The organism is Dietzia sp. KRD202, from assembly GCF_017168155.1.
GTDB classification, from domain to species: domain Bacteria; phylum Actinomycetota; class Actinomycetes; order Mycobacteriales; family Mycobacteriaceae; genus Dietzia; species Dietzia kunjamensis.
Genome location: NZ_JABFAN010000009.1, coordinates 84,018 through 104,074 on the forward strand (window position 1 = coordinate 84,018; position 20,057 = coordinate 104,074).

Consider the following 20,057-nt stretch of genomic DNA (forward strand, 5'->3'; position numbering starts at 1 on the left):
GGTCGGCCGGTGGCCGGGATGGGTCAGCCGAGCCCGGCCGCGGCCAGCCCGTCGCGCAGCCTGGTCAGGTGCTCGGGCGGCCCCTGGAGGAGGGGCATGCGCAGGCGGTCCGAGCCGATGAGGCCGGCCTCCTTCAGCGCCGCCTTGACCTGGATGGCGCCCTGCGAGGTGTGCATGATCGCGTCCACGGCCGGGATGAGGCGGGTGTGGATCTCGCGGGCCCTCGGCAGGTCGCCGGCGTCGACGGCGTCGATCATCGCCCGGTAGTCGTCGCCGGCGACGTGGCCGACGACCGAGACGATGCCGGTGGCACCGAGGGCCAGGAAGGCCAGGTTGAGCACGTCGTCGCCGGAGAACCAGAGCAGGTCCGTCTCCGCCATGAGTCGGCTGGCCTCGAACAGGTCACCCTTGGCGTCCTTGACCGCCCGCACCCGGGGGATCTCCGCCATCCGCCGGATGGTGTCCGTCGCCAGGGCGGTGCCGGTGCGGCCGGGGATGTCGTAGGCCATGATCGGGCGGTCGGCCGCCTCGGCGATCATCCGGAAGTGCTCGACGATCCCGTGCTGGGTGGGCTTGTTGTAGTACGGGGTCACCACGAGCAGGGAGTCGGCGCCACGGGCGATCATCTCGCGCGCCGCACGCATCGAGTGCTCGGTGTCGTTGGTGCCGCAACCGGCCATGACCTTCACCCGGTCGCCGACGGCCTCGACGACGGCGGCCACGCTGTCGTAGTCCTCGTCGTCGGTGGTCGTCGCGGACTCGCCGGTCGTGCCGTTGACCAGCAGTCCGTCGTGGCCGTGATCGGCGAGATGGACCGCGAGCCGCTGCAGGCCGTCGAAATCGATCGAGCCGTCGTCATGCATGGGGGTCACCATCGCGGTGATGACCCGACCGAAGGGATTGTCCGACATGCGCACCAGACTAAGCCACGGTGACGCGGTCGGGAGATTCCGACGTGAGGGGTGCCCACGGGACTAGGGTCGTCAGCACCCCGGCGCCGGGGACCGGCGTCCACCACCGAGACCGCGGAGGCGATTGTGACCGACCAGACCCGACCCGACGACCCCGCGCGCATCCCGGAGGAGCCCCCGGAGTCGTTCGGCAACACCATCGACGGATCGGGGGCCGGCGACGGCAGCACCTCCCGGGGCGGGGACGAGGCGGACACCGCCACCGGGTCCGCCGCCACCGAGTCCGCCGCCGACCGGGCCGCCGGGGGCGCGACCCCGCACGACTCCGCGGGAGCGGCGAGCTCAGCTGCGACGTCCGGCGCGGGCGGGGACGGCGCCGCCGAGCGCGCCGAGCAGAAGAGGGTGTACCAGACCCCTGAGCAGCCGGATCACGCCGTGGGCGGCTCGGACGGTACGGCAGACGGCCAGTAGCGGGGCCTGACGTGGCCATCGCCCTGACGCTCACGCTGGCGTTGGTACTGCTCATCAGTGCCAACGCCCTGTTCGTGGCCGTCGAGTTCGGGTTCCTCACCGTCAACCGGGACGACGTGCGTGCGGCCGGCTCGGAGGGCGATCGCATCGCCACGACCCTCGACGGGTCCCTGGCCAGGACCTCGACGAACCTGTCGGGGGCCCAGCTGGGCATCACGGTCAGCAGCCTCCTGGCGGGATACCTCACCGGTCCCTCCGTGGGGGAGCTGATCACCGGCGCCCTCGGCCTGTCGGGGATGTCCGAGCCGGCGGCCCGCGGCATCGCGATGACGGTGGCCTTCGTCGTCGTCACCTTCCTCCAGATGGTCTTCGGCGAACTGGTCCCCAAGAACTGGGCCATCGCCGCTCCGATGCGGGTCGCGCGGCTGGTCGTGATCCCCCAGAGGATCTTCATGGCGGTGTTCGGCTGGCTGGTCACGGGCCTCAACACCACCGCCAACGTCGTCCTGCGGTTGCTCGGGTTCACCCCGCAGGAGGAACCCGGCGAGGCACGGTCACCCGAGGAGCTGCGGGCGTCGGCCGCGCGGTCGGGCCGTCAGGGCGCGATGGACCCGCACACGGCCGAGCTGGTGACCCGCTCGATCTCGTTCGGGGAACACCGCGCGGCGGACGTGATGGTGCCCCGTCCGCTGGTGACGTTCCTGCGTGACCACACCGCGCAGGACCTGCTCGACACGGTGGCCGCGACGGGCCGGTCGCGGTTCCCCGTCCTCGGCGCGACCGTCGACGAGGTGGTGGGCGTCGTCCACTACCGGCAGGCGTTGGCCGTGCCTGTCGACGAGCGCGCCCGGACGCCGGTGCGGGAGATCGCCACCGAGGCGACCGTGGTGTCGGAGGTGATGACGCTCGACCCGCTCATGCGGCTGCTCCGTCAGACCGATCTGCAGATGGCCGTGGTGGTGGACGAGTTCGGCGGGACCGCGGGGATCGTCACCCTGGAGGACCTGGTGGAGGAGATCGTCGGCGAGATCGATGACGAGCAGGACCGTGCGTCGCGCACCCACGAGTGGGTCGACGACGACACCGTGCTCGTGGGCGGGATGATGCGGCCCGACGAACTGGGCGCCATCCTGCGACTGGAGATCCCGCCGGTGGAGACGGTGTCCACCCTGTCCGGGCTCCTGTCCGAGGCGGTGGACCGACTCCCCCGGGTCGGCGACGAGACCGAGTTGGACGCGCACGACCACATCAACCGCGACGACGACGACCTGCCGACGCGGGCGCGTGTGCGCCTGCGGGTGGAATCAGTGCGCGCGCACCGGGCCGAGCAGGTGCGCGCCATCGTCCTGCGGGACGAGCCCGAGGCGGTGGACCCGGATGAGTGACGGCGTGGCATTGCTGGTCCTGGTGGCCCTCCTGCTGGGCAACGGGTTCTTCGTCGCCGCGGAGTTCGCGATGGTCTCCGCGCGGCGCGACAACCTGGAGCCGCACGCGGCCGAGGGCAGCACGCGCGCACTGTGGTCGCTGCGCGGCATGGAGAACGTGTCGCTGTCGCTGGCGGCCACGCAGCTCGGCATCACGGCCTGCTCGTTGCTCATCGGCGCGGTCGGCGAACCCGCCATCGCCCATCTCATCGAGCAGCCGCTGGGCTGGTTGGGCGTGTCCACCGGGTTCGCGCACCCGATCGCTCTGGTGATCTCCCTGCTCATCGTCACGTTCCTGCACATGGTGCTCGGCGAGATGGTGCCCAAGAACATGGCGATCGCCCGGCCCGCGGCCGCGGCCCTCCTGCTCGGCCCGGTCCTGCGGGTCTTCGTGCTGGTGTTCCTGCCCGCGATCTGGCTGATGAACAAGTCCGCGGACGCGGTGGTGAGGTACGTACTGCGGGTGGAACCGCGTTCCGAGGTGGAGACCACTTTCACGGTGGACCAGATGCACGGGATGGTCGCCGCGGCCGGGGACTCCGGCCTCCTCGACGAGGACGAGACGCTGCTGCTCGAGGGCGCGCTCGAGTTCGATCACGTCACCGCCGCCGACGTCCTCCGGCCGATCGCGGAGGTGGACTCGATCGAGGAGGACTGGTCCACCGGTGACGTGCAGCAATTGTGCGTGCGGACGGGGCACTCGCGGTTCCCGGTGCGCCGCGGAGGCGCGTACGTCGGCTACGTCCACGTCAAGGACACCCTCGGCGACGACCTGTCCCAGCCTCTGCGCCGGGATCGGATCCGCGATCTGGGGATCGTGCCCGCGGAGACCCCTCTCGACGACGTCCTGGAGGCGATGCAGCGGGCCCGGGCCCACCTGGCGGTCGTCGACGATCGCGAACACGGCGAACCCGATCCGGGCGGGCTGCTGGTCCTGGAGGACGTCCTCGCCGAACTCGTCGGCGAGGTCAGGGATGCGACGCCCGGAGCCGAGCAGTAGGGCGCCCGAGCAGCAGGAAGGGCCCCGAGGATTTACCGGACCTTGTCGGGGTTGGTGTCGAGCACCCGACCGAGGGTGTTGTCCACGACGATCTGCGCCACCCCGCTGTATGTGGCCACGCCTACTCGCACCGTGGTGGCCAGCGCGTTCTGCAACATCGTGGAACCTCCTGCTAGTCGGTGTGACACCCGTCACTCTACGCTCGTCGGCGGCGGGCCGCTGACAGATAAACAAAATTTCTGGACAGTCGTTCTGAACGATCGCCCGAACGGTTGCCCCAGACCCTAAGGCGCCGCCTCAATTGCCGCCACCGATGGGGGCGTCGTTCGGACTGCCGTTCGGGCCGCGCCATTGGCCGATGCTATAGTTGATGCGTCATCCATAACCGGGGAGGGGGCGTCGAGCCCATGTCCGACATCCGTATCCACCGGTCCCGGTCGCGCTCGCACGACGCCGGCGGGTGGCTGGACTCCCGCCACTCCTTCTCGTTCGGCAACCACCAGGACCCGATGAACACGCACTTCGGCCGCCTGCTGGCGAACAACGACGACCGCATCGCCCCCGGCTCCGGATTCGACACGCACGGCCACCGCGACATGGAGATCGTCACCTGGGTACTGTCCGGCTCGCTCGTGCACCAGGACTCCGAGGGGCACAGCGGGATCATCTATCCCGGACTCGCGCAGCGGATGAGCGCGGGTTCGGGGATCCTACACTCCGAACGCAACGACGGCTGGCGTGACGGCTCGGTCCGCACCGAGGCCGCCCCCGCCGACCCGGTCCACCTCGTCCAGATGTGGGTCGTCCCGGACGAGACCGGCGGGGATCCCGGGTACGAACAGCTGGAGATCGAACCGGCGGAGCTGGAGAACCAGCTCGTCGTCGTCGCCGGAGGGCTACCCACCCACGCCGACCGCGCCGCCATCCGGATCCGCAACCGCACGTCCGCGCTGCACGCCGCGCGACTGGGACCCGGACGGACCGTCCAGCTCCCCGATGCGCCCTACCTTCATCTCTACGTGCCCCTGGGCTCGGTGGCGCTGGAGGGCGCGGACCGACTGGACACCGGCGACGCCGCACGGATGACCGCCGCCGGGGGGCGGCGTGTCACCGCCGGCGACCACGGCGCCGAGATCCTCGCGTGGGAGATGCACGCGGGCATGACGATGCTCGACGTCCGCGGCCACTAGCTGCTCTTGTCCTCCGCGGCCGTCCCCTTGTCGTCGCCGGCCGACTGGGGGGCACCGTCGTCCTGCTCCCCGTCCCCCGGGATGTGGTAGAGCGGGTGCACCGGCTCGGGCGAGGGCGCCTCCTCGTGCTTCTCGAGCTCCTCGGCCGAGTAGGCGCGGTGCCACTGGCGGGTGATCGTGGGCGGCCTCTCCCCCATGTCGCTGCTGATCCCGCGGACCAGGCTGTACATCATCACGAAGCCCATGATGAAGAACGGCAGGCCGATGACGGTGATGACCTCCTGCAGCGCGGTGAGCCCACCCTCGCCGGTACCGGCGAGGATCGTCGCGCCGACCGCGCCCATGAGCACACCCCAGATGACGCGCTGGTGGGTCGGCGAGGCCTGGACCTCGTCGTCCTTACCGGAGGCGATCATGTCCACGACCATCGACGCGGAGTCGACCGACGTGGTGAAGAAGATGACGACGAGGACGACTGCCAGCCCGGAGATGAAGGTCGCCAACGGGTAGTTCGACAGGAACGCGAACAACGCACCCGGGATGTCGCCGTCATCGACCACGGCCTCGACCAGACCACCGGAGCCGAAGAGCTCGATGTGGAACGAGGCCATGCCGAAGATCCCGAACCACAGCACCGAGAACGCCACCGGCAGGCCGAGTACGCCGAAGACGAACTGCCGGATGGTGCGGCCACGACTGATCCGGGCGATGAAGATGCCGACGAAGGGCGACCACGTGATGGTCCAGGCCCAGTAGAAGACGGTCCAGGTGTTCTGCCACGACGCCAGGTCGTCGGAGGCCGGGAAGACGTTGTTCCACAGCGCCAGCTCCGGCAGGGTCGACAGGTAGACGCCCAGCGACTCGACCGTGCCCTTGAGCAGGAACAGTGTGGGGCCGGTGACCAGGACGAAGATGAGCAGCGCGACGGCCATCGCGATGTTGAGATTGGACAGGCGCTTGATGCCCTTCTCCAGGCCCAGGGCCACGGAGATGCAGGCGACGGTGGTGACCACCGCGATGATGAGCACCTGCACGACCGGTGACATCGCGATCCCGAACAGTTCGTTCAGACCCGCGTTGATCTGCAGGGTCCCCAGACCGACCGACGTCGCCACGCCGAACACGGTGCCGACCAGTGCCACGATGTCGATCGTCTTGCCGAGCGGGCCGAAGATCTTGTCCCCGAGCAGCGGGGCGAAGATCGAGCTCACCCGCGGCGGCATCTTGCGCTTGTAGATGAAGTACGCGAAGGCGAGCGCGGGCAACGCGAAGATCGTCCAGGTGTGCAGGCCGAAGTGGTACAGCGTGAACGCCATCGCCTCGGTGGCCGCGTCCCGACTGCCGGGCTCGACGCCGCCGCGCGGCGGCGTCGCGAAGTGGGAGATGGGCTCCGCCACGCCCCAGAACATGAGGATGGTGCCGATCCCGGCCGCGAACAGCATGCCGAACCAGGTGAGTGTGGAGTGCTCGGGCAGCTCGTCGTCCCCGCCCAGGCGGACGTGACCGAACCGGCTGAGCGCGATCCAGATGAGGAAGCCGAGGAACGCGGTGACCCCGAAGATGTAGAACCAACCGAGGTTGGTCATGATCCAGCCGGACGCGGTGCCGAATACGCTGCCCACCCATTCGCCGGCGAAGAACGTCACCACGACGAAGGCCACGATGACCCCGACGGTCGTGAAGAACACCCCCGGATCGGTCTTGAGCCTCAGTGCTCTCAGTATCCGTTCGGACATGCTCTCCCCCGTCGTCTCGGCTCTACCCGGGCGCCGGTGCCGCCGGATCGAGTGGTTCAGTCAGAGTGCTGCTTCTACTTATTGTCGGGCTTCTAGTACGCGAAGTTGTGTACCACGAATACCTTCCCGCCGCTCGAATAGGCGATTCCCATACCGGCGGACCGGTACCCGGGATCGAGGAGGTTTTCGTTGTGTCCGGGCGAGTTCTTCCACAGGTCGACGAGGCAGGTCGCGCCGCAGTGGGTCCCGGCGGCGACGATGTTCTCCCCGTAGCCACGGCCGATCAGGGCGGTGTTGTGGACCACCTCGTCGCGGGCGGCGAGTCGGTCGGCCCAGGCCTGGGCCTCACGGTCGAGTTCCGGGTTGGGCGCCAGCGTCCCGAGCGCGCGGCCGATGCGGTACGCGTCGATCTCGCGGACGATGCCCTCGCGCAACCCGCCGCCGACGGCCAGGGCGGTGATGTCCTGGTAGGCCATCTCGCTGGAGCCGACCGCAGCCCACGCCTCGGGAGGCAGTGCGGCCCGCACCTGGGAGACGAGACCGTCCACCTGGGGGACCAGGTGGGCCGGGATCAGGTGCTGCGGGATGAAGGACGGCAGGGTCCGGTCAGCCGTCTGGGCAGAGGCGGTCGCGGCCCCACCCAGAAGGGTGGCGGCGGTGACGGCGATCGTCGCGAGTGACGCGATGGGACTGGTGCGCATGGTGGTGATCATGCCGTCTCGGTGCGCCTGAAGCGAACCGATTGGCCGATGAGGTAACAGGACGGGCGCGGGACGGCGTCAATGCTGTGACCAGCAGATATCAGCGATGCTGGTGTGACTGGAGTGGCTCACGGGGTACGAGGAACCGACCCGCTCCGGGGAGCACCTCGACGGTCACCGGAAGGGGCGCGATGGCGTCCCCGTCGGCGAAGGCCTCGACGTCCGCGGCCTCGAGTCGGACCGTCCGGCACCGCCTCGTCGACACGCCGCGCAGACCCACGTGGGCACCGGAGTAGATCGAGGGGAAGTGCCGCATGAAGCGGAGTTTGGAGATCTTCCCGACGTAGCAGACGTCGAACAACCCGTCGCTCCGGTCGGCGTCGGGTGCGATCTTCATGTCCCCGCCGTAGCTGCGGGTGATCGCGAACGCGCTGAGCAGGACCTCGGTCTCGACGGTGTCCTCGCTCGGCAGCCCGGCGTCGAAGACCATCCGGAAGCGCCGGGGACGGTAGGTCGGGAACTCGATGATCGAGGCGAGGACGTAGCGCAGGGGCCCGCGGAGGAGTCCCATCTCGTTGACCCGCCGGTTGACCTTCGAGTCCAACCCGGCGCACAGCACCGAGGCGAACACCGTTGGTTCCCCGCCGTCCGGGGTGGCCCGGCCGAGGTCAACGGTCTCGACCCGGCCGTCGGCGACGACGTCCGCGGCGGCCTCGGGATCGCCCAGGGGGATGCCGTATTCGCGGGCCAGGTCGTTGCCGGTGCCCGCCGGGATGATGCCCACGGGCACATCGGTGAAGGCCTGCGCCTGCACGGCGATCGAGACCATCCCGTCTCCACCGCACACCACCAGCGCGTCGGTCCCGTCGGCCACCGCCCGCCGCGCCAGCGCGAGGGACTCGGTCGCCCCGCCTCCGGCTAGCCGGGTGACCTCGAGACCGTGCGCGCGCAGCCGGTCGGCGGCCCGGCCCGCCACCTTCTCTCCGCGTCCCCCGCCCGCGGCGGGGTTGACCAGCAGCGTGACCGCCCCGATCCGGCGGTCGGACAGCTGCGCGCTCATGGGATGAGTGTGCCCGGGTTGCACACGCCGTGGGGGTCGACGGCGCTCTTCACCGCGCGCAGCATCCGCAGTCCGACCTCGCCGATCTCCGACTCCAGATACGGGCGGTGGTCGACGCCGACCGCGTGGTGGTGGGTGATCGTGCCGCCGGCCGCCACGATCGCCTCGGAGGCCGCCCGCTTGGCATCGAGCCACTGGGCGACGGGGTCCGGCCCGCGCTGGCCAGCCACCACGGTGAAGTAGAGGGACGCACCCGTCGGGTAGACGTGGCTGATGTGGCACATGACCAGCGCCGGCGTTCCGAAGGCCTCGAGCGAGGTGGTCAGCGCCTCCGTGACCGCGGCCCGCAGTGCCGGCAGGCGGGACCAGTCGGTGGCGGTCTCCAGGGTCTCCACCAGCGCGCCGTTGTCCAGCAGCGCATCGCGCAGGACCGGGGCCCCGAAGCGGCCGTGTTCCCACGACTGCGCGGGCCCCGGGCCCAGCGAGGTGCCGCCGTGCGTGATCAGGACCTCCCGCGTCTCCGCGTGCCGGGACCCGGCATGGGCGGCCGTGCCCTCGAACAGGCAGAGACACAGGCAGCCGCCGGAACCGTCCTCGTCGTCGGTGGCACCAGAGTCAGCGTCAGCATCTACGGCCCGTTCGCCGATCGACTCGGTCGCGGTCGCGAGGTTCACCATCGTCTCCGTCTCGTCGGACAGGCGGATGACCGTCGGGCCCGTCCCCTGCTGCTCGACCGCGCGCAGCGCCGCGGCGCCGGTGGCGAAGTCGGGAAAGCGGAACGCCTCGTGCCGCACCACCTCCGGCACCGGATGGATCCGCACGCGCACCCGGGTGCACACGCCGAACGCCCCCTCCGATCCCAAGAGCCACTGCCGCAGGTCCGGGCCCGCGGCCGACGCCGGGGCCCGGCCCGCCTCGATCACGCCGACCGGAGTGACCACCGTCAGCCCGCGGACCATCTCGTCGAAGCGCCCGTACCCGGCGGAGCTCTGTCCCGAGGACCGGGTCATGGCGTAGCCGCCCAGCGTGGCGTAAGGGAAGGACTGCGGGAAGTGCCCGAGCGAGAAACCGTGCTCAGCCAGCAGTTCCTCGGCCCGCGGACCCGTGACGCCCGCCCCGAGGACCGCCTCCCCCGACTCGGGGTCGATCGACTCGAGACCGTCGAAATGGGCCAGGTCGACGCTCAGCACGGCCCTGTTCGTCCCGGTGTCCGGGTCCAGGCCGCCGACGACGGAGGTGCCGCCGCCGAAGGGGACGACCGCGACCTTCTCGGAGGTGCACCAGTCCAGGAGGGCGGCCACCTCGTCGTCGTCCCCCGGGGCCACCACCGCATCGGGGCAGTCCACGGCCGGCCTCGTCCGCCACGCCAACAGGTCGGGCGTCGACTTGCCGCGGGCGCGCGGAAGGCGCTGCGCGTCGTCGACCGAGACGTCGCCGGGGCCCACGATGTCGGCCAGTGCGGCGAGATCGGCGTCGGTGAGTCGCGACGGAGAGGCGGTCACCGCGGCCGGGTCGAACGTCCGCCCGGTCTCCGCGGTCACGCCGAGCACGTCGCGCAGCAGGGCGCGGATGCTCTCGCTCAGCTCCGTGGCCTCGGCGGCCGTCCCCCACCGGGGCAGGTCCATCGGCGGTAGCGGCAGGCGGCCGGATCGGTGCTTGTCAGCGGGGTTCACGTCGCTCATACTGGGACACTAGAGCACGATCTGTTCCGCTCACGGGTTTTCGTCGGGTGACCCGGCACCGATCCGCGCCCCGCGGGACCCGCCGCGAAGGAGGCCCGGTGACCGTTTCCTCCCCTTCGCGCCACACCACGCGGGACCGCGCGCTCACCGCCGCCCGGGCCGCGATCCTCGAGATCGGCCCCAGCCGCACCACGATGGTCGAGGTCTCGCGCCGATCCGGCGTCGGACGCACCACCCTCTACCGGCACTGGCCCGACGTCAGCGCACTGGTCGCCGACCTCCTCACCCGCGAACTCACCGGCGTGGTCGAGCGCGTCGGCCCGGACCTGCTGGAGGGCGCGGTCCACGATGCCGGCGAGTTGGCCCGCCTGCTGTGCGCGATGGCCGACGAGGTGCGCACCGACCCCCTGCTCGACGCGCTGCGCCGACACGAGAGCGGCATGCTCGCCGAGTACGTGTTCCGCCGGCTCGGCACGTCCCAGCACCGACTCATCGGGTTCCTCCGCGACGTCCTCGCCCGCGCCATAGCGGCCGACGCCCGCCTCGCCGGCCGCGACCCCGACCGCATGGCCACCATGCTCTACCTCGCGGTCCAGGGCGCCGTGCTGTCCGCGCCGCTCGCCGACCCGCCGCTCGACGCGGACTCGTGGCGCGCCGAGCTGCACCTGCTCGTCACCGGGTATCTGGGCCTGTGACCGGCCACGCGGAGACGGGCCCCGGGCCCACCGCGCGCCCCGGGCCCACCGATGCGAGGGCCCCGTCCACCGCGCTGTCCGCCGGTCGACGCGCGCGCGAGCTCGCCGAGCTGCGCGGCCGCTCCACTCCCGTGGACCTCATCGTGATCGGCGGCGGCATCACGGGCGCGGGGATCGCGCTCGACGCCGCCTCTCGCGGACTCGAGACCGTATTGCTGGAGGCCCACGACCTGGCGTTCGGTACCAGCCGATGGTCCTCCAAGCTCGCCCACGGCGGGCTGCGCTATCTGGCGACCGGCAACGTCGCGATCGCGCGCCGCTCGGCCGTCGAGCGTGGCATCATGCTCGAGCGCACCGCCCCCCACCTCGTGCGCCCGCTCGCGCAGGTTGTGCCCGTCTACCGCGACACCCAGCCGGTGGGGGCCGTGCTGCCGGGCCTCGGGTTCGTCGCCGGTACCGTGCTCTCCCGTCTCGCCGGGACGCGCGCCGACCGCCTGCCGGGCGCGCGGGTGCTGGGCCCGCGCCGGGTCGCCGAGTACGTCCCGGGCGTGCGCCGCGACGGCCTGCGGTTCGGCCACCTCAACTGGGACTGTCAGCTCGTCGACGACGCCCGCCTGGTCACCGCCGTCGCGCGCACGGCGGCCGGGCACGGGGCCCGCGTCATCACGCGGGCGCGGGTGCTGGAGGCGAGCGCCACGCGGGTCACCGTCCGCGACGAGCTCGGCGCGGGCGTCGCGGGTGGCGGCGACGACGACGAGTTCACCCTCTCCGCGCGGGCCGTCGTGTCGGCGACCGGCGTGTGGGCCGGCCAGACCACTCCCGGCGTGCGCGTGCGTCCCTCGCGTGGCACCCACCTGGTCCTCGACGCGGCCGCGTTGGGCCATCCCGTCGGCGCCCTCACCGTGCCGGTGCCGGGTGAGACCAACCGCTTCTGCTTTGCCATCCCGGCCGAGTTCGGGCGACTGCACGTGGGCTTGACCGACGTCGACGCCCCCGGCCCGGTGCCGGACGTGCCGGAGTCGACCGAGGCGGAGATCGACTTCCTGCTGGATGTCGTCAACCGGGCGCTCGAGGTGCGGCTGACCCGCGACGATGTGCTGGGCACCTTCGCGGGCCTGCGCCCCCTGGTCGATTCCGGCGACGGCGACACGGCCGACCTCTCCCGCGATCACGCCCTGCTCACCTCGGACAACGGCATCGTCACGATCACCGGCGGCAAGCTCACGGAGTACCGGCTCATGGCCGAGCAGGTGGTCGACCTCGTCGCGGGGCGTGCAGGACTCCCCGCCGGTCCGTGCCGGACCGCCGACCTCCCGCTCGTCGGGGCGCCGGGGCATCCCGTGGCCGCGGTGGCGGCCACCTCCGCCGGACTCCTCCCCGCCTCCCTGGTCGCGCGCTACGGCCAGGAGGCCGGCACCGTGGTGGCGGCCAGCCTGCTGGACCGGCCGCTGGAGGCGGTGGCCGAGGGCCTCGACGTCACCCGCGCCGAGTTCTCCTACGCGGTCACCCACGAGGGGGCGCTGACCGTCGACGACGTCCTCGACCGTCGCAGCCGCATCGGGCTGGTGGCCACCGATCGGGCCGCCGCCGAGCCGGTCGCCCGTCAGGCCCTCGCCGCGGGACGGGCCGCCGCGGACTGACTGCCGGTACGCCTTCCGCGCCTGCCGCGACCCGACTGGAGCCGACGGGCGCCGGGAGGCCCTAGTCGAATCTCCTGACCAGCTGCAGGAACTCCGTGCCGTAGTCGAGCTGGGTCTGCAGGTCGCGATAGCGGGCCTCCGCCTCCGAGCGGATCTCCTCGACCGTCGTCCGGGCCGCGTGCCAGGCGTCGAGCTCGACCGATCCCGAGCCGCGGCCCGCGGAGAGGACGTCCGTCGCCCGGAGGAACTGCCTCATGCGTTCCAGCGAGAACCCCAGGGGTTTCATCCGCCGCACCAGGAACAGCCGCTGGACATCCGCATCGGTGTAGAGCCGGAAACCGCCGGCGGTGTGACCGGAGGGCACCACCAGGCCGAGTTCGTCGTAGTGGCGGAGGGTGCGGATCGACAGGCCGGTGATCTCGGCGACCTCGCCGATCTTGCGCACCGCGTCGTCCGACATCGTTCTCCTCGTGGGCTTGTTCACACTCATCGGCTCGGGTTCGCGCTCGACCAACTCTACCGCTACGGTACATTCAGAATCTCCCGCTACGGGAGAGTCTGTCATGCCCCTACATGGTGAGGAAAGTTCTCCGTGACAGCTCCCGCGACCACGCCCGCGGCCTCTCCCGCTCCCGGCGTCGACGATGACGGTCTGGCGCCCGTCGGTGTCCTCGCGTCATTCAGGTACGCCCTTTCCTCGGCCCGGCGGCTGCGCACCGAGGTGCTGGCAGGACTGGTCGTCGCCCTCGCGCTGATCCCCGAGGCCATCTCGTTCTCGATCCTCGCCGGAGTCGACCCGCGGGTGGGGCTGTTCGCCTCGTTCACGATGGCCGTGACGATCGCCTTCACCGGCGGGCGGCCGGCGATGATCTCCGCCGCCACGGGCGCGATCGCTCTGGTCATCGCCCCCGTGGCGCGTGACTACGGAATGGACTACCTCGTCGCCACAGTGCTGCTGGCCGGCATCTTCCAGGTGGTCCTCAGCCTGATCGGCGTGGGCCGGCTCATGCGCTTCATCCCCCGCAGCGTGATGGTCGGGTTCGTCAACGCCCTGGCGATCCTCATCTTCACCGCGCAGATCCCGCACCTGCTCGGGGTGCCCTGGCTGGTCTACCCGATGGTCGCGGCCGGCATCGGCATCATGGTGTTCTTCCCCCGGCTCTCGGCCGCGGTTCCCGCACCGCTGATCGCGATCGTGGCGATCACCGCCGTCGTGGTGCTGTTCGGCTGGACCATGCCCAACGTGCGCGACCAGGGTGAACTGCCCGACTCGCTGCCGTCGCTGTTCATCCCCGACGTGCCGTGGACCATGGAGACGCTCCAGATCATCGCCCCCTACGCCCTGGCGATGGCCCTGGTCGGGCTCATGGAGTCCCTGATGACCGCCAAACTCGTCGACGACCTCACCGAGGTGCGCACCGACAAGACCCGCGAGGGCTGGGGCCAGGGTGTGGCCAACATCGTCACCAGCTTCTTCGGCGGCATGGGCGGTTGCGCGATGATCGGCCAGACCATGATCAACGTCAAGCAGTCGGGCGCCCGCACCCGCCTGTCGACCCTCCTGGCGGGCGTCTTCCTGCTCATCCTTGTCGTCGCACTGGGCGACATCGTCGGCCTGATCCCCATGGCCGCTCTCGTCGCGGTGATGATCATGGTCTCCGTGGCCACCCTGGACTGGCACTCCATCCATCCCCGCACCCTGCGTCTGATGCCGCTCAGCGAGACGGTCGTCATGATCGTCACCGTGGCCGCCACCGTGATCACCCACAACCTGGCCATCGGCGTCGTCCTCGGCGTCCTCACCGCGATGGTCATGTTCGCCCGCCGGGTCGCGCACATGACGAGCCTGGAGAAGGTCTCGGAGCTCGACGTGAATCACGACGGCACCATCGACATCCGTACCTACCGGGTCCGCGGGGAACTGTTCTGGGCCTCCAGCAATGATCTGGTCTACCAGTTCGACTACTCGGGCGATCCCCAGCACGTTGTCATCGACCTGACCGAGGCCGACATCTGGGACGCCTCCACCGTGGCCACCCTGGATGCGATCAGCCACAAGTACGCGGCCAAGGGCAAGACGGTCGAGATCATCGGCCTCGACGGGGCCAGCCAGGAGCGACTGGAGAAGCTCTCCGGCAACCTCGGTGAGGGGCACTGACCTGACCCAACCCGGCCTGACCAGACCAGACCAGACCAGACCGTATCCTGGTCGACCGCACCCCGTTCCGGACCGAAAGGAGCGCTACCCGATGCACACCCTCCCGAAGCCGGGGAGCGCGCTGCGCCTGGCAGGTCTGATCCTGACCGCGGCCGTGATCACCGCGGTCATGGTGCGAGCCGCGACCGAGTTCATGCTGGACCTCCAGGTGTTCCAGGACGCCGGACGGGCCCTGCTGGCCGGGGCGGACCTGTACTCCGAGGGCTTTCCCACCCGCTCGGGCTTCAGGTTCATCTACCCGCCGTTCGGCGCCGTCGTCTTCCTGCCGCTGGCGCCACTCGGAGCCACTGTCGCCCAACTCGCCTGGACCGCCGCCACGGTGGTCGCGGTCTGGGCGATCCTGGCCATGGCCGCGTCCCGGCTCCAGCTTCAGGGCGCACGAACCCTGGCCCTGGCACTGACCGGCGTGGCGCTGCTGTTCGAGCCGGTCCGCGCGAACATCGGGGTTCGGCCAGATCAACATCTTCCTGTTCCTCATGGTCACCGCCGACGTCCTGGGCTTCACTCCCCGCCGCGCCCGCGGCGTCTTGCTCGGCCTGGCCGCCGGCATCAAGATCACCCCGGCCGCGTTCGGCGTTCTGTTCCTCGTCCGTAGAGACTGAGCGTCCCTGGCACGGGCGGTTGGGACAGTCGCGGCCACGATCGGCCTCGGGCACCTCATCCGCCCGGCCGAGTCCTGGCATTTCTGGACCGCCGAGTTCTTCCTCACCGAACGGGGCGGCACACGGCACTTCGTCCCCAACCAGGCCCTGAGCGGCCTGCTGGCCCGGGCCCGGATCCCCGCCGAGCACCTCGACCCGCCCGTCTACGGCTTCTTCCTGCTCGTCGCCGCGGCAGCCACCTGGGGAGCCTGGCGACTGACCCGGGACAACCGGCCCGTCGACGCCCTACTCCTGGTCGCCCTCGGGGTCTTCATCGCCTCTCCGGTGGCGGTGACCCACCATTGGTCCGGCGTGGTCATCGCCATCCCGCTACTACTGACCGCCCGGCGCAGACCGGTCCGGATCGCGGTGGCGGTCCTGGTCCTCACCCACCTGATCGGCACGCACTACGCCTATGCGCTCACCGCGGTCGACCCAGCCGCCCACGTGCTGCAGTGGCTCATCGGCAACGCGCAGGGTGTGAGCGGAATCGCCGCGTTCGCGGTGCTGCTCGGCGACGCCGCTCTGGGCGACGCCGCTTTGGGCGGCGCCCCCGGGCGGCGTCAGCCGATCCGTTCGGGCGCCTGGAACTCGGCCTCGAACCTGTCGTAGGAGAAGGTGGCGAGGGCGCGGGCGCGGTCCAGCCCGAGTTCGCGTACCGCCTCGGCGAACCGCGCGACATCGGCGTCGCTGTCATCCGCGCCCGTCGCGATCGTCACGCGAGCGCCGCTCAGCGGACGCATCCGCCCACCTCGGGCGGTGGCCTCGGCCGTGACCCGCACCGGCTGACCGTCGAGGACCTGCACGCAGTTCATGGCGAGTGATTGGCTGCCGGGGATCGGGACACCGACGCGGGTATCCAGCCTGAGATCGACCCCGCCCGCGCCCGCCGACCCGACCGCCCCGAGACGGGCATCGTCGAGCGCCCCGCCGGCGGTGCCGACCATGTCGCCCTTCCACTTGGGAAAGCCCCACAGCTCGTTGCCCGCCGCGAGGGTGAAGTCCTGGTCCACCGGCAGTTCGTGGATGTGCACCAGCGTCCCGTGGCCCGGCACCTTGAGCTGGAAAGCCACTCCCATCTCGTGGTACGCACCCAGGACGTTGCCGGGCACGTCGTGGTACCGCACGTGGATCATGATCGCGGGGGTCCGGCCGCCGGGTAGTGCCACCGGCTCGGCGCCCGCAGCGTCGAGAACGGCGGACTGACGGCCGGCCGCGATGAGCCGGCGGACGACGGCTGCCCGGGTGAGGAACGCCGCGCCGGAGACCGAGGCGGACACGACGGGGACCGGGAAGGTGATCTCGCGCCCGGCGACGACGCGGGAGGTGGGAGAGCTCATGGTGCGACGGTAGCGGGCGCGCGGGCCGGAATCATCAGTTTGCGCGGCTAACGATCGGGGCGGCGGGTCCGATATCACCTGTGTAGGCCAGCTCACGTCCCGCCGCCCGGTTCGCGGCGCGACCACCGATCCATCTGGAGGCACTCATGCTCAAGGCCATCGCCGACTTCTTCGCCCAGTTCGACTACACCGTCGGCTCGTCCGCCGCCATCAACGCCGCGATCTCGGGCTCGTCCGCATTCATCGACCAGCAGTTCGGTTTCGACAGTTCGCTGGGGAACCTCGCCGTAAGCAGCATCGGCCGCGTCGGCGAGCCCCCCGCCTGACACGGCTCACCCTGACACGGCTCACCCGGGTCGGAGTCGGACCGCCCTGGTCCGACTCCGACCCGGCGGCTCAGGCCGTGGGGCCGGTCATATCCTGCCCAGGTTGTGCCACGTCCCGTGTACCACCTTTTCCCTTGTACTTCGGCCGCAGGAGGTTGGACGGCGACAAGATGTCATCGAGCTCCGCCGCCGACAGCAGCCCCATCTCCAGCACCACCTCCCGGACCCCGCGGCCCGACCGGGCGCACTCACGGCCGACCCGGTCACCGTTGTGGTGGCCGATGATCGGGTTGAGGTAGGTGACGATCCCGATCGAGTTCATCACGTTCTGGCGGGCCACCTCGACGTTGGCGGTGATCCCCTCCACGCACTTCTCGGTCAGCGTCTCGATGGCGTTGGTCAGCAGGGAGATCGACTCGAACATCGCCTGGGCGATCACCGGCTCCATGACGTTGAGCTGGAGCTGACCTGCCTCGGCGGCCATGGTCACGGTGACGTCGTTGCCGATCACCTTGAAGCACACCTGGTTGACGACCTCGGGGATCACCGGGTTGACCTTGGCGGGCATGATCGAAGACCCGGCCTGCAGCTCCGGCAGGTTGATCTCGTTGAAGCCGGCGCGCGGCCCCGAGGACAGCAGCCGCAGGTCGTTGCAGATCTTGGAGACCTTCACCGCGGTCCGCTTGAGGGCGGCGTGGACGTTGACGTAGTCGCCGGTGTCGCTGGTGGCCTCGATGAGGTTCATCGCGCCGGTGACCGGCAGTCCGGTGACGGCCCGCAGATGTTTGATGACGGCGCGACGATAGTCGGGCGGGGTGTTGACTCCGGTGCCGATCGCGGTCGCACCGAGGTTGACGTCGAGCAGCATCCGGGCCGCGGCGCCGAGGACGTGGAGTTCCTCGTCGAGCGTCACGGCGAAGCCGCCGAACTCTTGGCCCATCGACATGGGGACCGCGTCCTGCAGCTGCGTGCGCCCCATCTTGAGGACCTCGCGGAATTCCTCGGACTTGTCGTAGCAGGCCTCCCGCAGGGCGACGATCGCCGGTTCGAGCCGTTCCAGCGCGTGCCACAGGGCGATGCGGAATCCGGTCGGGTAGGCGTCGTTGGTGGACTGTGAACGGTTGACGTCGTCGTTGGGGCTGACGATGTCGTAGGAGCCCCTGGGGTGGCCGAGGCGCTCGAGGGCGAGGTTGGCCACGACCTCGTTGGTGTTCATGTTCACCGAGGTGCCGGCGCCGCCCTGGAACTGGCAGGAGGGGAACTGGTCCATGCAGCGCCCGTCGACCAGGATCTCGTCGCAGGCCCCGACGATCGCCTTCGCCACCGTCTCGTCGAGGACACCCATCTCGAGGTTCGCGAGCGCGGCGGCCTTCTTCACCATGACCATGCCGCGCACGAAGTCGGGGATGTCGCTCATGGTGGTGGCGGTGATCGGGAAGTTCTCGACGGCCCGGACCGTGTGGATGCCGTAATAGGCCTCCGCCGGGACCTCCTTGGTACCGAGCAGGTCATGTTCCACACGGGTCTGGCTCATTCGTCCTCCGCCTCTCGGGTCGCCTGCGGCCCACCCTAACCGCGCCGCACCCGACCTCGCGGCGATCCACCGGCGGGAAGGCCGCCGCTCTGCCTAGTGTGGTGGCATGTCGCGCACGACGACCTCCCGTCGCTCCCGAGCGTTCAACTCCGCTCGGGACATCCTGCGGCAGCTGTACCCGTCGGACGGGGTGCTGGGGAGCATCGTCGACCGGCGCGAGATGCCGCTGCCGCGCGGGACGTGGACGATCTTCGGGGTGGCGTTCGTGGGGTTCGCGACCCCGGTGATCGGATTCGTCGAGCTGGCCGAGCGCATCCGCGGCGATGCGGGCCTGCCCTTCGACCGGCCCGTCATGCTGTGGCTGCAGAGTCGCCATTCGCCGCGCAACACGCGCATCGTCCGGGCCGTCACCGAACTCGGCGGAGTCACTGCGGTGCCGTTGTTCGCCCTGGCCACCTCGGCGTATCTGGTCTCCGTCCGGGGCAGTCGCCGGCCCGCCGCACTGTTGACGGTGTCCCTGGTGGGGTCGACGATCATCAATTCGGTGCTCAAGGCCCTGTACCGGCGGGGTCGGCCCACGTTCTTCACCCACATCGTGGAGGAGAAGAGCTACTCGTTCCCCAGCGGTCACGCCATGGCGAGCGCGGCGTTGGCCGGGTGCGCCTGCGTCCTGGCCTGGCCAACGGCGTGGCGTTACCCGGTGATCGTCGGGTCCGCGGGGTACGTCCCGGCCATCGGCGTCACCCGCATGTACCTGGGTGTGCACTTCCCGAGCGACATCCTGGCCGGCTGGTGCGTGAGCCTGGCGTGGGTGGGCGAGGTGGCGACCATCATGTGGTTGATGGACCGCCTCGACGACTCGCCGACGCCGATGATCACCCGCCGGAGGTCGGCCCGCGAGGCCGTGGCGCCCGGGGTGTCGGGATGACGACGACGAGGCGCGCCCGGATCGAGCTGGGCCACGGCGACATCACCCGGATGGCCGTCGACGCGGTGGTCAACGCGGCCAACAGTTCCCTGCTCGGGGGCGGCGGCGTGGACGGGGCGATCCACCGCGCGGGCGGGCCGACGATCCTGGCCGAGTGCCGGGAGCTGAGGGCGGGCCGCCTGCGCGACGGGCTGCCGACGGGACAGGCCGTCGCGACCGGTGCCGGAGATCTCCCCGCCCGCTGGGTCATCCACACCGTGGGCCCGGTCTACGAACGCACCGGCGGCGCCGAAGCAACGGGCGGCACGGGCGGCACCGGCGCCGGAGCGCTGCTGGCCGGCTGCTATCGCAATTCCCTCGCCGTGGCCGATGAGCTCGGCGCCCGCACGGTGGCCTTCCCGCTCATCTCCGCCGGGGCCTACGGCTGGCCGCGCGAGGACGCGATCCGCACCGCGCTCGGGACTCTCGCCGGCATCGACACCGAGGTGGAGTCCGCCACGCTGCTGCTGTTCGACGCAGCCACCCTGAGCTTGGCCGAGCAGTGCCTCGCCGAGATCCGG

The 20,057-nt window shown here is 70.6% G+C and carries 21 protein-coding genes and 1 pseudogene; 13 read left to right on the plus strand and 9 right to left on the minus strand.

Going from position 1 to position 20,057, the window contains the following annotated elements:
• Positions 1-23: 23 nt before the first annotated feature.
• Positions 24-911, minus strand: a complete 888-nt coding sequence (gene dapA, locus J1M64_RS06275) for a 4-hydroxy-tetrahydrodipicolinate synthase (protein WP_206473523.1) — start codon at positions 909-911, stop codon at positions 24-26.
• Between the two features lie 126 nt (positions 912-1,037).
• On the opposite strand from dapA, the gene J1M64_RS06280 reads away from it, so the two are divergent.
• From J1M64_RS06280 to J1M64_RS06290, 3 genes are read left to right on the plus strand one after another with little or no spacing between them, the layout of a single operon-like run.
• On the plus strand, positions 1,038-1,382 hold the full coding sequence (locus J1M64_RS06280) for a hypothetical protein (RefSeq protein WP_206473525.1): 345 nt from the start codon (positions 1,038-1,040) through the stop codon (positions 1,380-1,382).
• A gap of 11 nt (positions 1,383-1,393) precedes the next feature.
• Positions 1,394-2,767, plus strand: a complete 1,374-nt coding sequence (locus J1M64_RS06285; protein WP_206473527.1) for a hemolysin family protein — start codon at positions 1,394-1,396, stop codon at positions 2,765-2,767.
• Positions 2,760-3,806: a hemolysin family protein gene (locus J1M64_RS06290; RefSeq protein ID WP_206473529.1), complete on the plus strand. Its 1,047-nt coding sequence runs from the start codon at positions 2,760-2,762 to the stop codon at positions 3,804-3,806. Before J1M64_RS06285 ends, J1M64_RS06290 begins: the two co-directional genes overlap by 8 nt.
• 32 nt (positions 3,807-3,838) lie before the next feature.
• Here the strand turns inward: J1M64_RS06290 and J1M64_RS20170 are convergent, their stop codons facing one another.
• Positions 3,839-3,964 carry a hypothetical protein gene (locus J1M64_RS20170; protein ID WP_256821000.1) on the minus strand — a complete coding sequence of 42 codons (126 nt, stop codon included), beginning with the start codon at positions 3,962-3,964 and terminating at the stop codon, positions 3,839-3,841.
• 249 nt (positions 3,965-4,213) lie between these two features.
• Here J1M64_RS20170 and J1M64_RS06295 point away from each other — a divergent pair, with 249 nt between their 5' ends.
• Entirely contained in the window at positions 4,214-4,996 is a 783-nt protein-coding gene (locus tag J1M64_RS06295) for a pirin family protein (RefSeq protein ID WP_206473531.1), read from the plus strand.
• Here the strand turns inward: J1M64_RS06295 and J1M64_RS06300 are convergent.
• The 4 genes from J1M64_RS06300 to J1M64_RS06315 all read right to left on the minus strand — a co-directional run bounded on the left by J1M64_RS06300 (position 4,993) and on the right by J1M64_RS06315 (position 10,118).
• Positions 4,993-6,732 carry a BCCT family transporter gene (locus tag J1M64_RS06300; protein WP_206473534.1) on the minus strand — a complete coding sequence of 580 codons (1,740 nt, stop codon included), beginning with the start codon at positions 6,730-6,732 and terminating at the stop codon, positions 4,993-4,995. The genes J1M64_RS06295 and J1M64_RS06300 overlap by 4 nt on opposite strands.
• 92 nt (positions 6,733-6,824) lie before the next feature.
• Positions 6,825-7,433: a CAP domain-containing protein gene (locus tag J1M64_RS06305; RefSeq protein ID WP_240341356.1), complete on the minus strand. Its 609-nt coding sequence runs from the start codon at positions 7,431-7,433 to the stop codon at positions 6,825-6,827.
• Between the two features lie 100 nt (positions 7,434-7,533).
• Positions 7,534-8,493, minus strand: coding sequence for a diacylglycerol kinase (locus J1M64_RS06310; protein WP_082924055.1), 960 nt, complete (start codon positions 8,491-8,493; stop codon positions 7,534-7,536).
• Positions 8,490-10,118: an FAD-binding oxidoreductase gene (locus tag J1M64_RS06315; protein WP_241261235.1), complete on the minus strand. Its 1,629-nt coding sequence runs from the start codon at positions 10,116-10,118 to the stop codon at positions 8,490-8,492. The genes J1M64_RS06310 and J1M64_RS06315 overlap by 4 nt, the downstream gene beginning before the upstream one ends.
• 155 nt (positions 10,119-10,273) lie before the next feature.
• On the opposite strand from J1M64_RS06315, the gene J1M64_RS06320 reads away from it, so the two are divergent.
• On the plus strand, positions 10,274-10,870 hold the full coding sequence (locus J1M64_RS06320; RefSeq protein WP_206473538.1) for a TetR/AcrR family transcriptional regulator: 597 nt from the start codon (positions 10,274-10,276) through the stop codon (positions 10,868-10,870).
• Positions 10,867-12,510: a glycerol-3-phosphate dehydrogenase/oxidase gene (locus tag J1M64_RS06325; protein WP_206473540.1), complete on the plus strand. Its 1,644-nt coding sequence runs from the start codon at positions 10,867-10,869 to the stop codon at positions 12,508-12,510. Before J1M64_RS06320 ends, J1M64_RS06325 begins: the two co-directional genes overlap by 4 nt.
• Before the next feature lie 61 nt (positions 12,511-12,571).
• Here the strand turns inward: J1M64_RS06325 and J1M64_RS06330 are convergent, their stop codons facing one another.
• Positions 12,572-12,970 (minus strand): MerR family transcriptional regulator, encoded by a 399-nt coding sequence (locus J1M64_RS06330; RefSeq protein ID WP_206473542.1) that lies wholly within the window; start codon positions 12,968-12,970, stop codon positions 12,572-12,574.
• Between the two features lie 132 nt (positions 12,971-13,102).
• Between J1M64_RS06330 and J1M64_RS06335 the strand changes: the two genes are divergently transcribed.
• From J1M64_RS06335 to J1M64_RS19780, 4 genes and pseudogenes are all read left to right on the plus strand, one after another.
• Complete coding sequence (locus J1M64_RS06335; RefSeq protein WP_206473544.1) at positions 13,103-14,668, plus strand: SulP family inorganic anion transporter; 1,566 nt, start codon at positions 13,103-13,105, stop codon at positions 14,666-14,668.
• 91 nt (positions 14,669-14,759) lie between these two features.
• Positions 14,760-15,323: a glycosyltransferase 87 family protein gene (locus tag J1M64_RS06340; RefSeq protein WP_206473546.1), complete on the plus strand. Its 564-nt coding sequence runs from the start codon at positions 14,760-14,762 to the stop codon at positions 15,321-15,323.
• Positions 15,205-15,594, plus strand: a pseudogene (locus J1M64_RS20525) (glycosyltransferase family 87 protein); the annotation flags it as partial. The gene J1M64_RS06340 and the pseudogene J1M64_RS20525, both read left to right, overlap by 119 nt.
• Positions 15,595-15,654: 60 nt before the next feature.
• The gene (locus J1M64_RS19780; RefSeq protein ID WP_241261209.1) at positions 15,655-15,981 is read left to right on the plus strand and encodes a hypothetical protein; all 327 of its coding nucleotides are present in this window, start codon (positions 15,655-15,657) and stop codon (positions 15,979-15,981) included.
• On the opposite strand, the gene J1M64_RS06350 is transcribed toward J1M64_RS19780, so the two are convergent.
• Positions 15,933-16,709 carry an acetoacetate decarboxylase family protein gene (locus tag J1M64_RS06350; protein WP_067718905.1) on the minus strand — a complete coding sequence of 259 codons (777 nt, stop codon included), beginning with the start codon at positions 16,707-16,709 and terminating at the stop codon, positions 15,933-15,935. The genes J1M64_RS19780 and J1M64_RS06350 overlap by 49 nt on opposite strands.
• Before the next feature lie 146 nt (positions 16,710-16,855).
• Here J1M64_RS06350 and J1M64_RS06355 point away from each other — a divergent pair, with 146 nt between their 5' ends.
• The gene (locus J1M64_RS06355) at positions 16,856-17,035 is read left to right on the plus strand and encodes a hypothetical protein (protein ID WP_067718902.1); all 180 of its coding nucleotides are present in this window, start codon (positions 16,856-16,858) and stop codon (positions 17,033-17,035) included.
• A 70-nt stretch (positions 17,036-17,105) separates the two neighbouring features.
• Here the strand turns inward: J1M64_RS06355 and aspA are convergent, their stop codons facing one another.
• The gene (gene aspA, locus J1M64_RS06360) at positions 17,106-18,569 is read right to left on the minus strand and encodes an aspartate ammonia-lyase (RefSeq protein ID WP_206473548.1); all 1,464 of its coding nucleotides are present in this window, start codon (positions 18,567-18,569) and stop codon (positions 17,106-17,108) included.
• A 106-nt stretch (positions 18,570-18,675) separates the two neighbouring features.
• Between aspA and J1M64_RS06365 the strand changes: the two genes are divergently transcribed.
• Complete coding sequence (locus tag J1M64_RS06365) at positions 18,676-19,497, plus strand: phosphatase PAP2 family protein (protein WP_067718896.1); 822 nt, start codon at positions 18,676-18,678, stop codon at positions 19,495-19,497.
• A partial coding sequence (locus J1M64_RS06370) for an O-acetyl-ADP-ribose deacetylase (RefSeq protein WP_206473550.1) occupies positions 19,494-20,057 on the plus strand: 564 nt, incomplete at its 3' end. The genes J1M64_RS06365 and J1M64_RS06370, both read left to right, overlap by 4 nt.

What these genes read in the sequence shown, in the direction of transcription:
- J1M64_RS06315 (WP_241261235.1), bottom strand. Translation starts at nt 10,118, where the DNA reads ATGGACCTGCCCCGGTGGGGGACGGCCGCCGAGGCCACGGAGCTGAGC.
- J1M64_RS06330 (WP_206473542.1), bottom strand. Translation starts at nt 12,970, where the DNA reads ATGTCGGACGACGCGGTGCGCAAGATCGGCGAGGTCGCCGAGATCACC.
- J1M64_RS06300 (WP_206473534.1), bottom strand. Translation starts at nt 6,732, where the DNA reads ATGTCCGAACGGATACTGAGAGCACTGAGGCTCAAGACCGATCCGGGG.
- J1M64_RS06310 (WP_082924055.1), bottom strand. Translation starts at nt 8,493, where the DNA reads ATGAGCGCGCAGCTGTCCGACCGCCGGATCGGGGCGGTCACGCTGCTG.
- J1M64_RS06305 (WP_240341356.1), bottom strand. Translation starts at nt 7,433, where the DNA reads ATGCGCACCAGTCCCATCGCGTCACTCGCGACGATCGCCGTCACCGCC.
- J1M64_RS06295 (WP_206473531.1), top strand. Translation starts at nt 4,214, where the DNA reads ATGTCCGACATCCGTATCCACCGGTCCCGGTCGCGCTCGCACGACGCC.
- J1M64_RS06290 (WP_206473529.1), top strand. Translation starts at nt 2,760, where the DNA reads ATGAGTGACGGCGTGGCATTGCTGGTCCTGGTGGCCCTCCTGCTGGGC.
- aspA (WP_206473548.1), bottom strand. Translation starts at nt 18,569, where the DNA reads ATGAGCCAGACCCGTGTGGAACATGACCTGCTCGGTACCAAGGAGGTC.
- J1M64_RS06355 (WP_067718902.1), top strand. Translation starts at nt 16,856, where the DNA reads ATGCTCAAGGCCATCGCCGACTTCTTCGCCCAGTTCGACTACACCGTC.
- dapA (WP_206473523.1), bottom strand. Translation starts at nt 911, where the DNA reads ATGTCGGACAATCCCTTCGGTCGGGTCATCACCGCGATGGTGACCCCC.
- J1M64_RS06365 (WP_067718896.1), top strand. Translation starts at nt 18,676, where the DNA reads ATGTCGCGCACGACGACCTCCCGTCGCTCCCGAGCGTTCAACTCCGCT.
- J1M64_RS20170 (WP_256821000.1), bottom strand. Translation starts at nt 3,964, where the DNA reads ATGTTGCAGAACGCGCTGGCCACCACGGTGCGAGTAGGCGTGGCCACA.
- J1M64_RS06340 (WP_206473546.1), top strand. Translation starts at nt 14,760, where the DNA reads ATGCACACCCTCCCGAAGCCGGGGAGCGCGCTGCGCCTGGCAGGTCTG.
- J1M64_RS06350 (WP_067718905.1), bottom strand. Translation starts at nt 16,709, where the DNA reads ATGAGCTCTCCCACCTCCCGCGTCGTCGCCGGGCGCGAGATCACCTTC.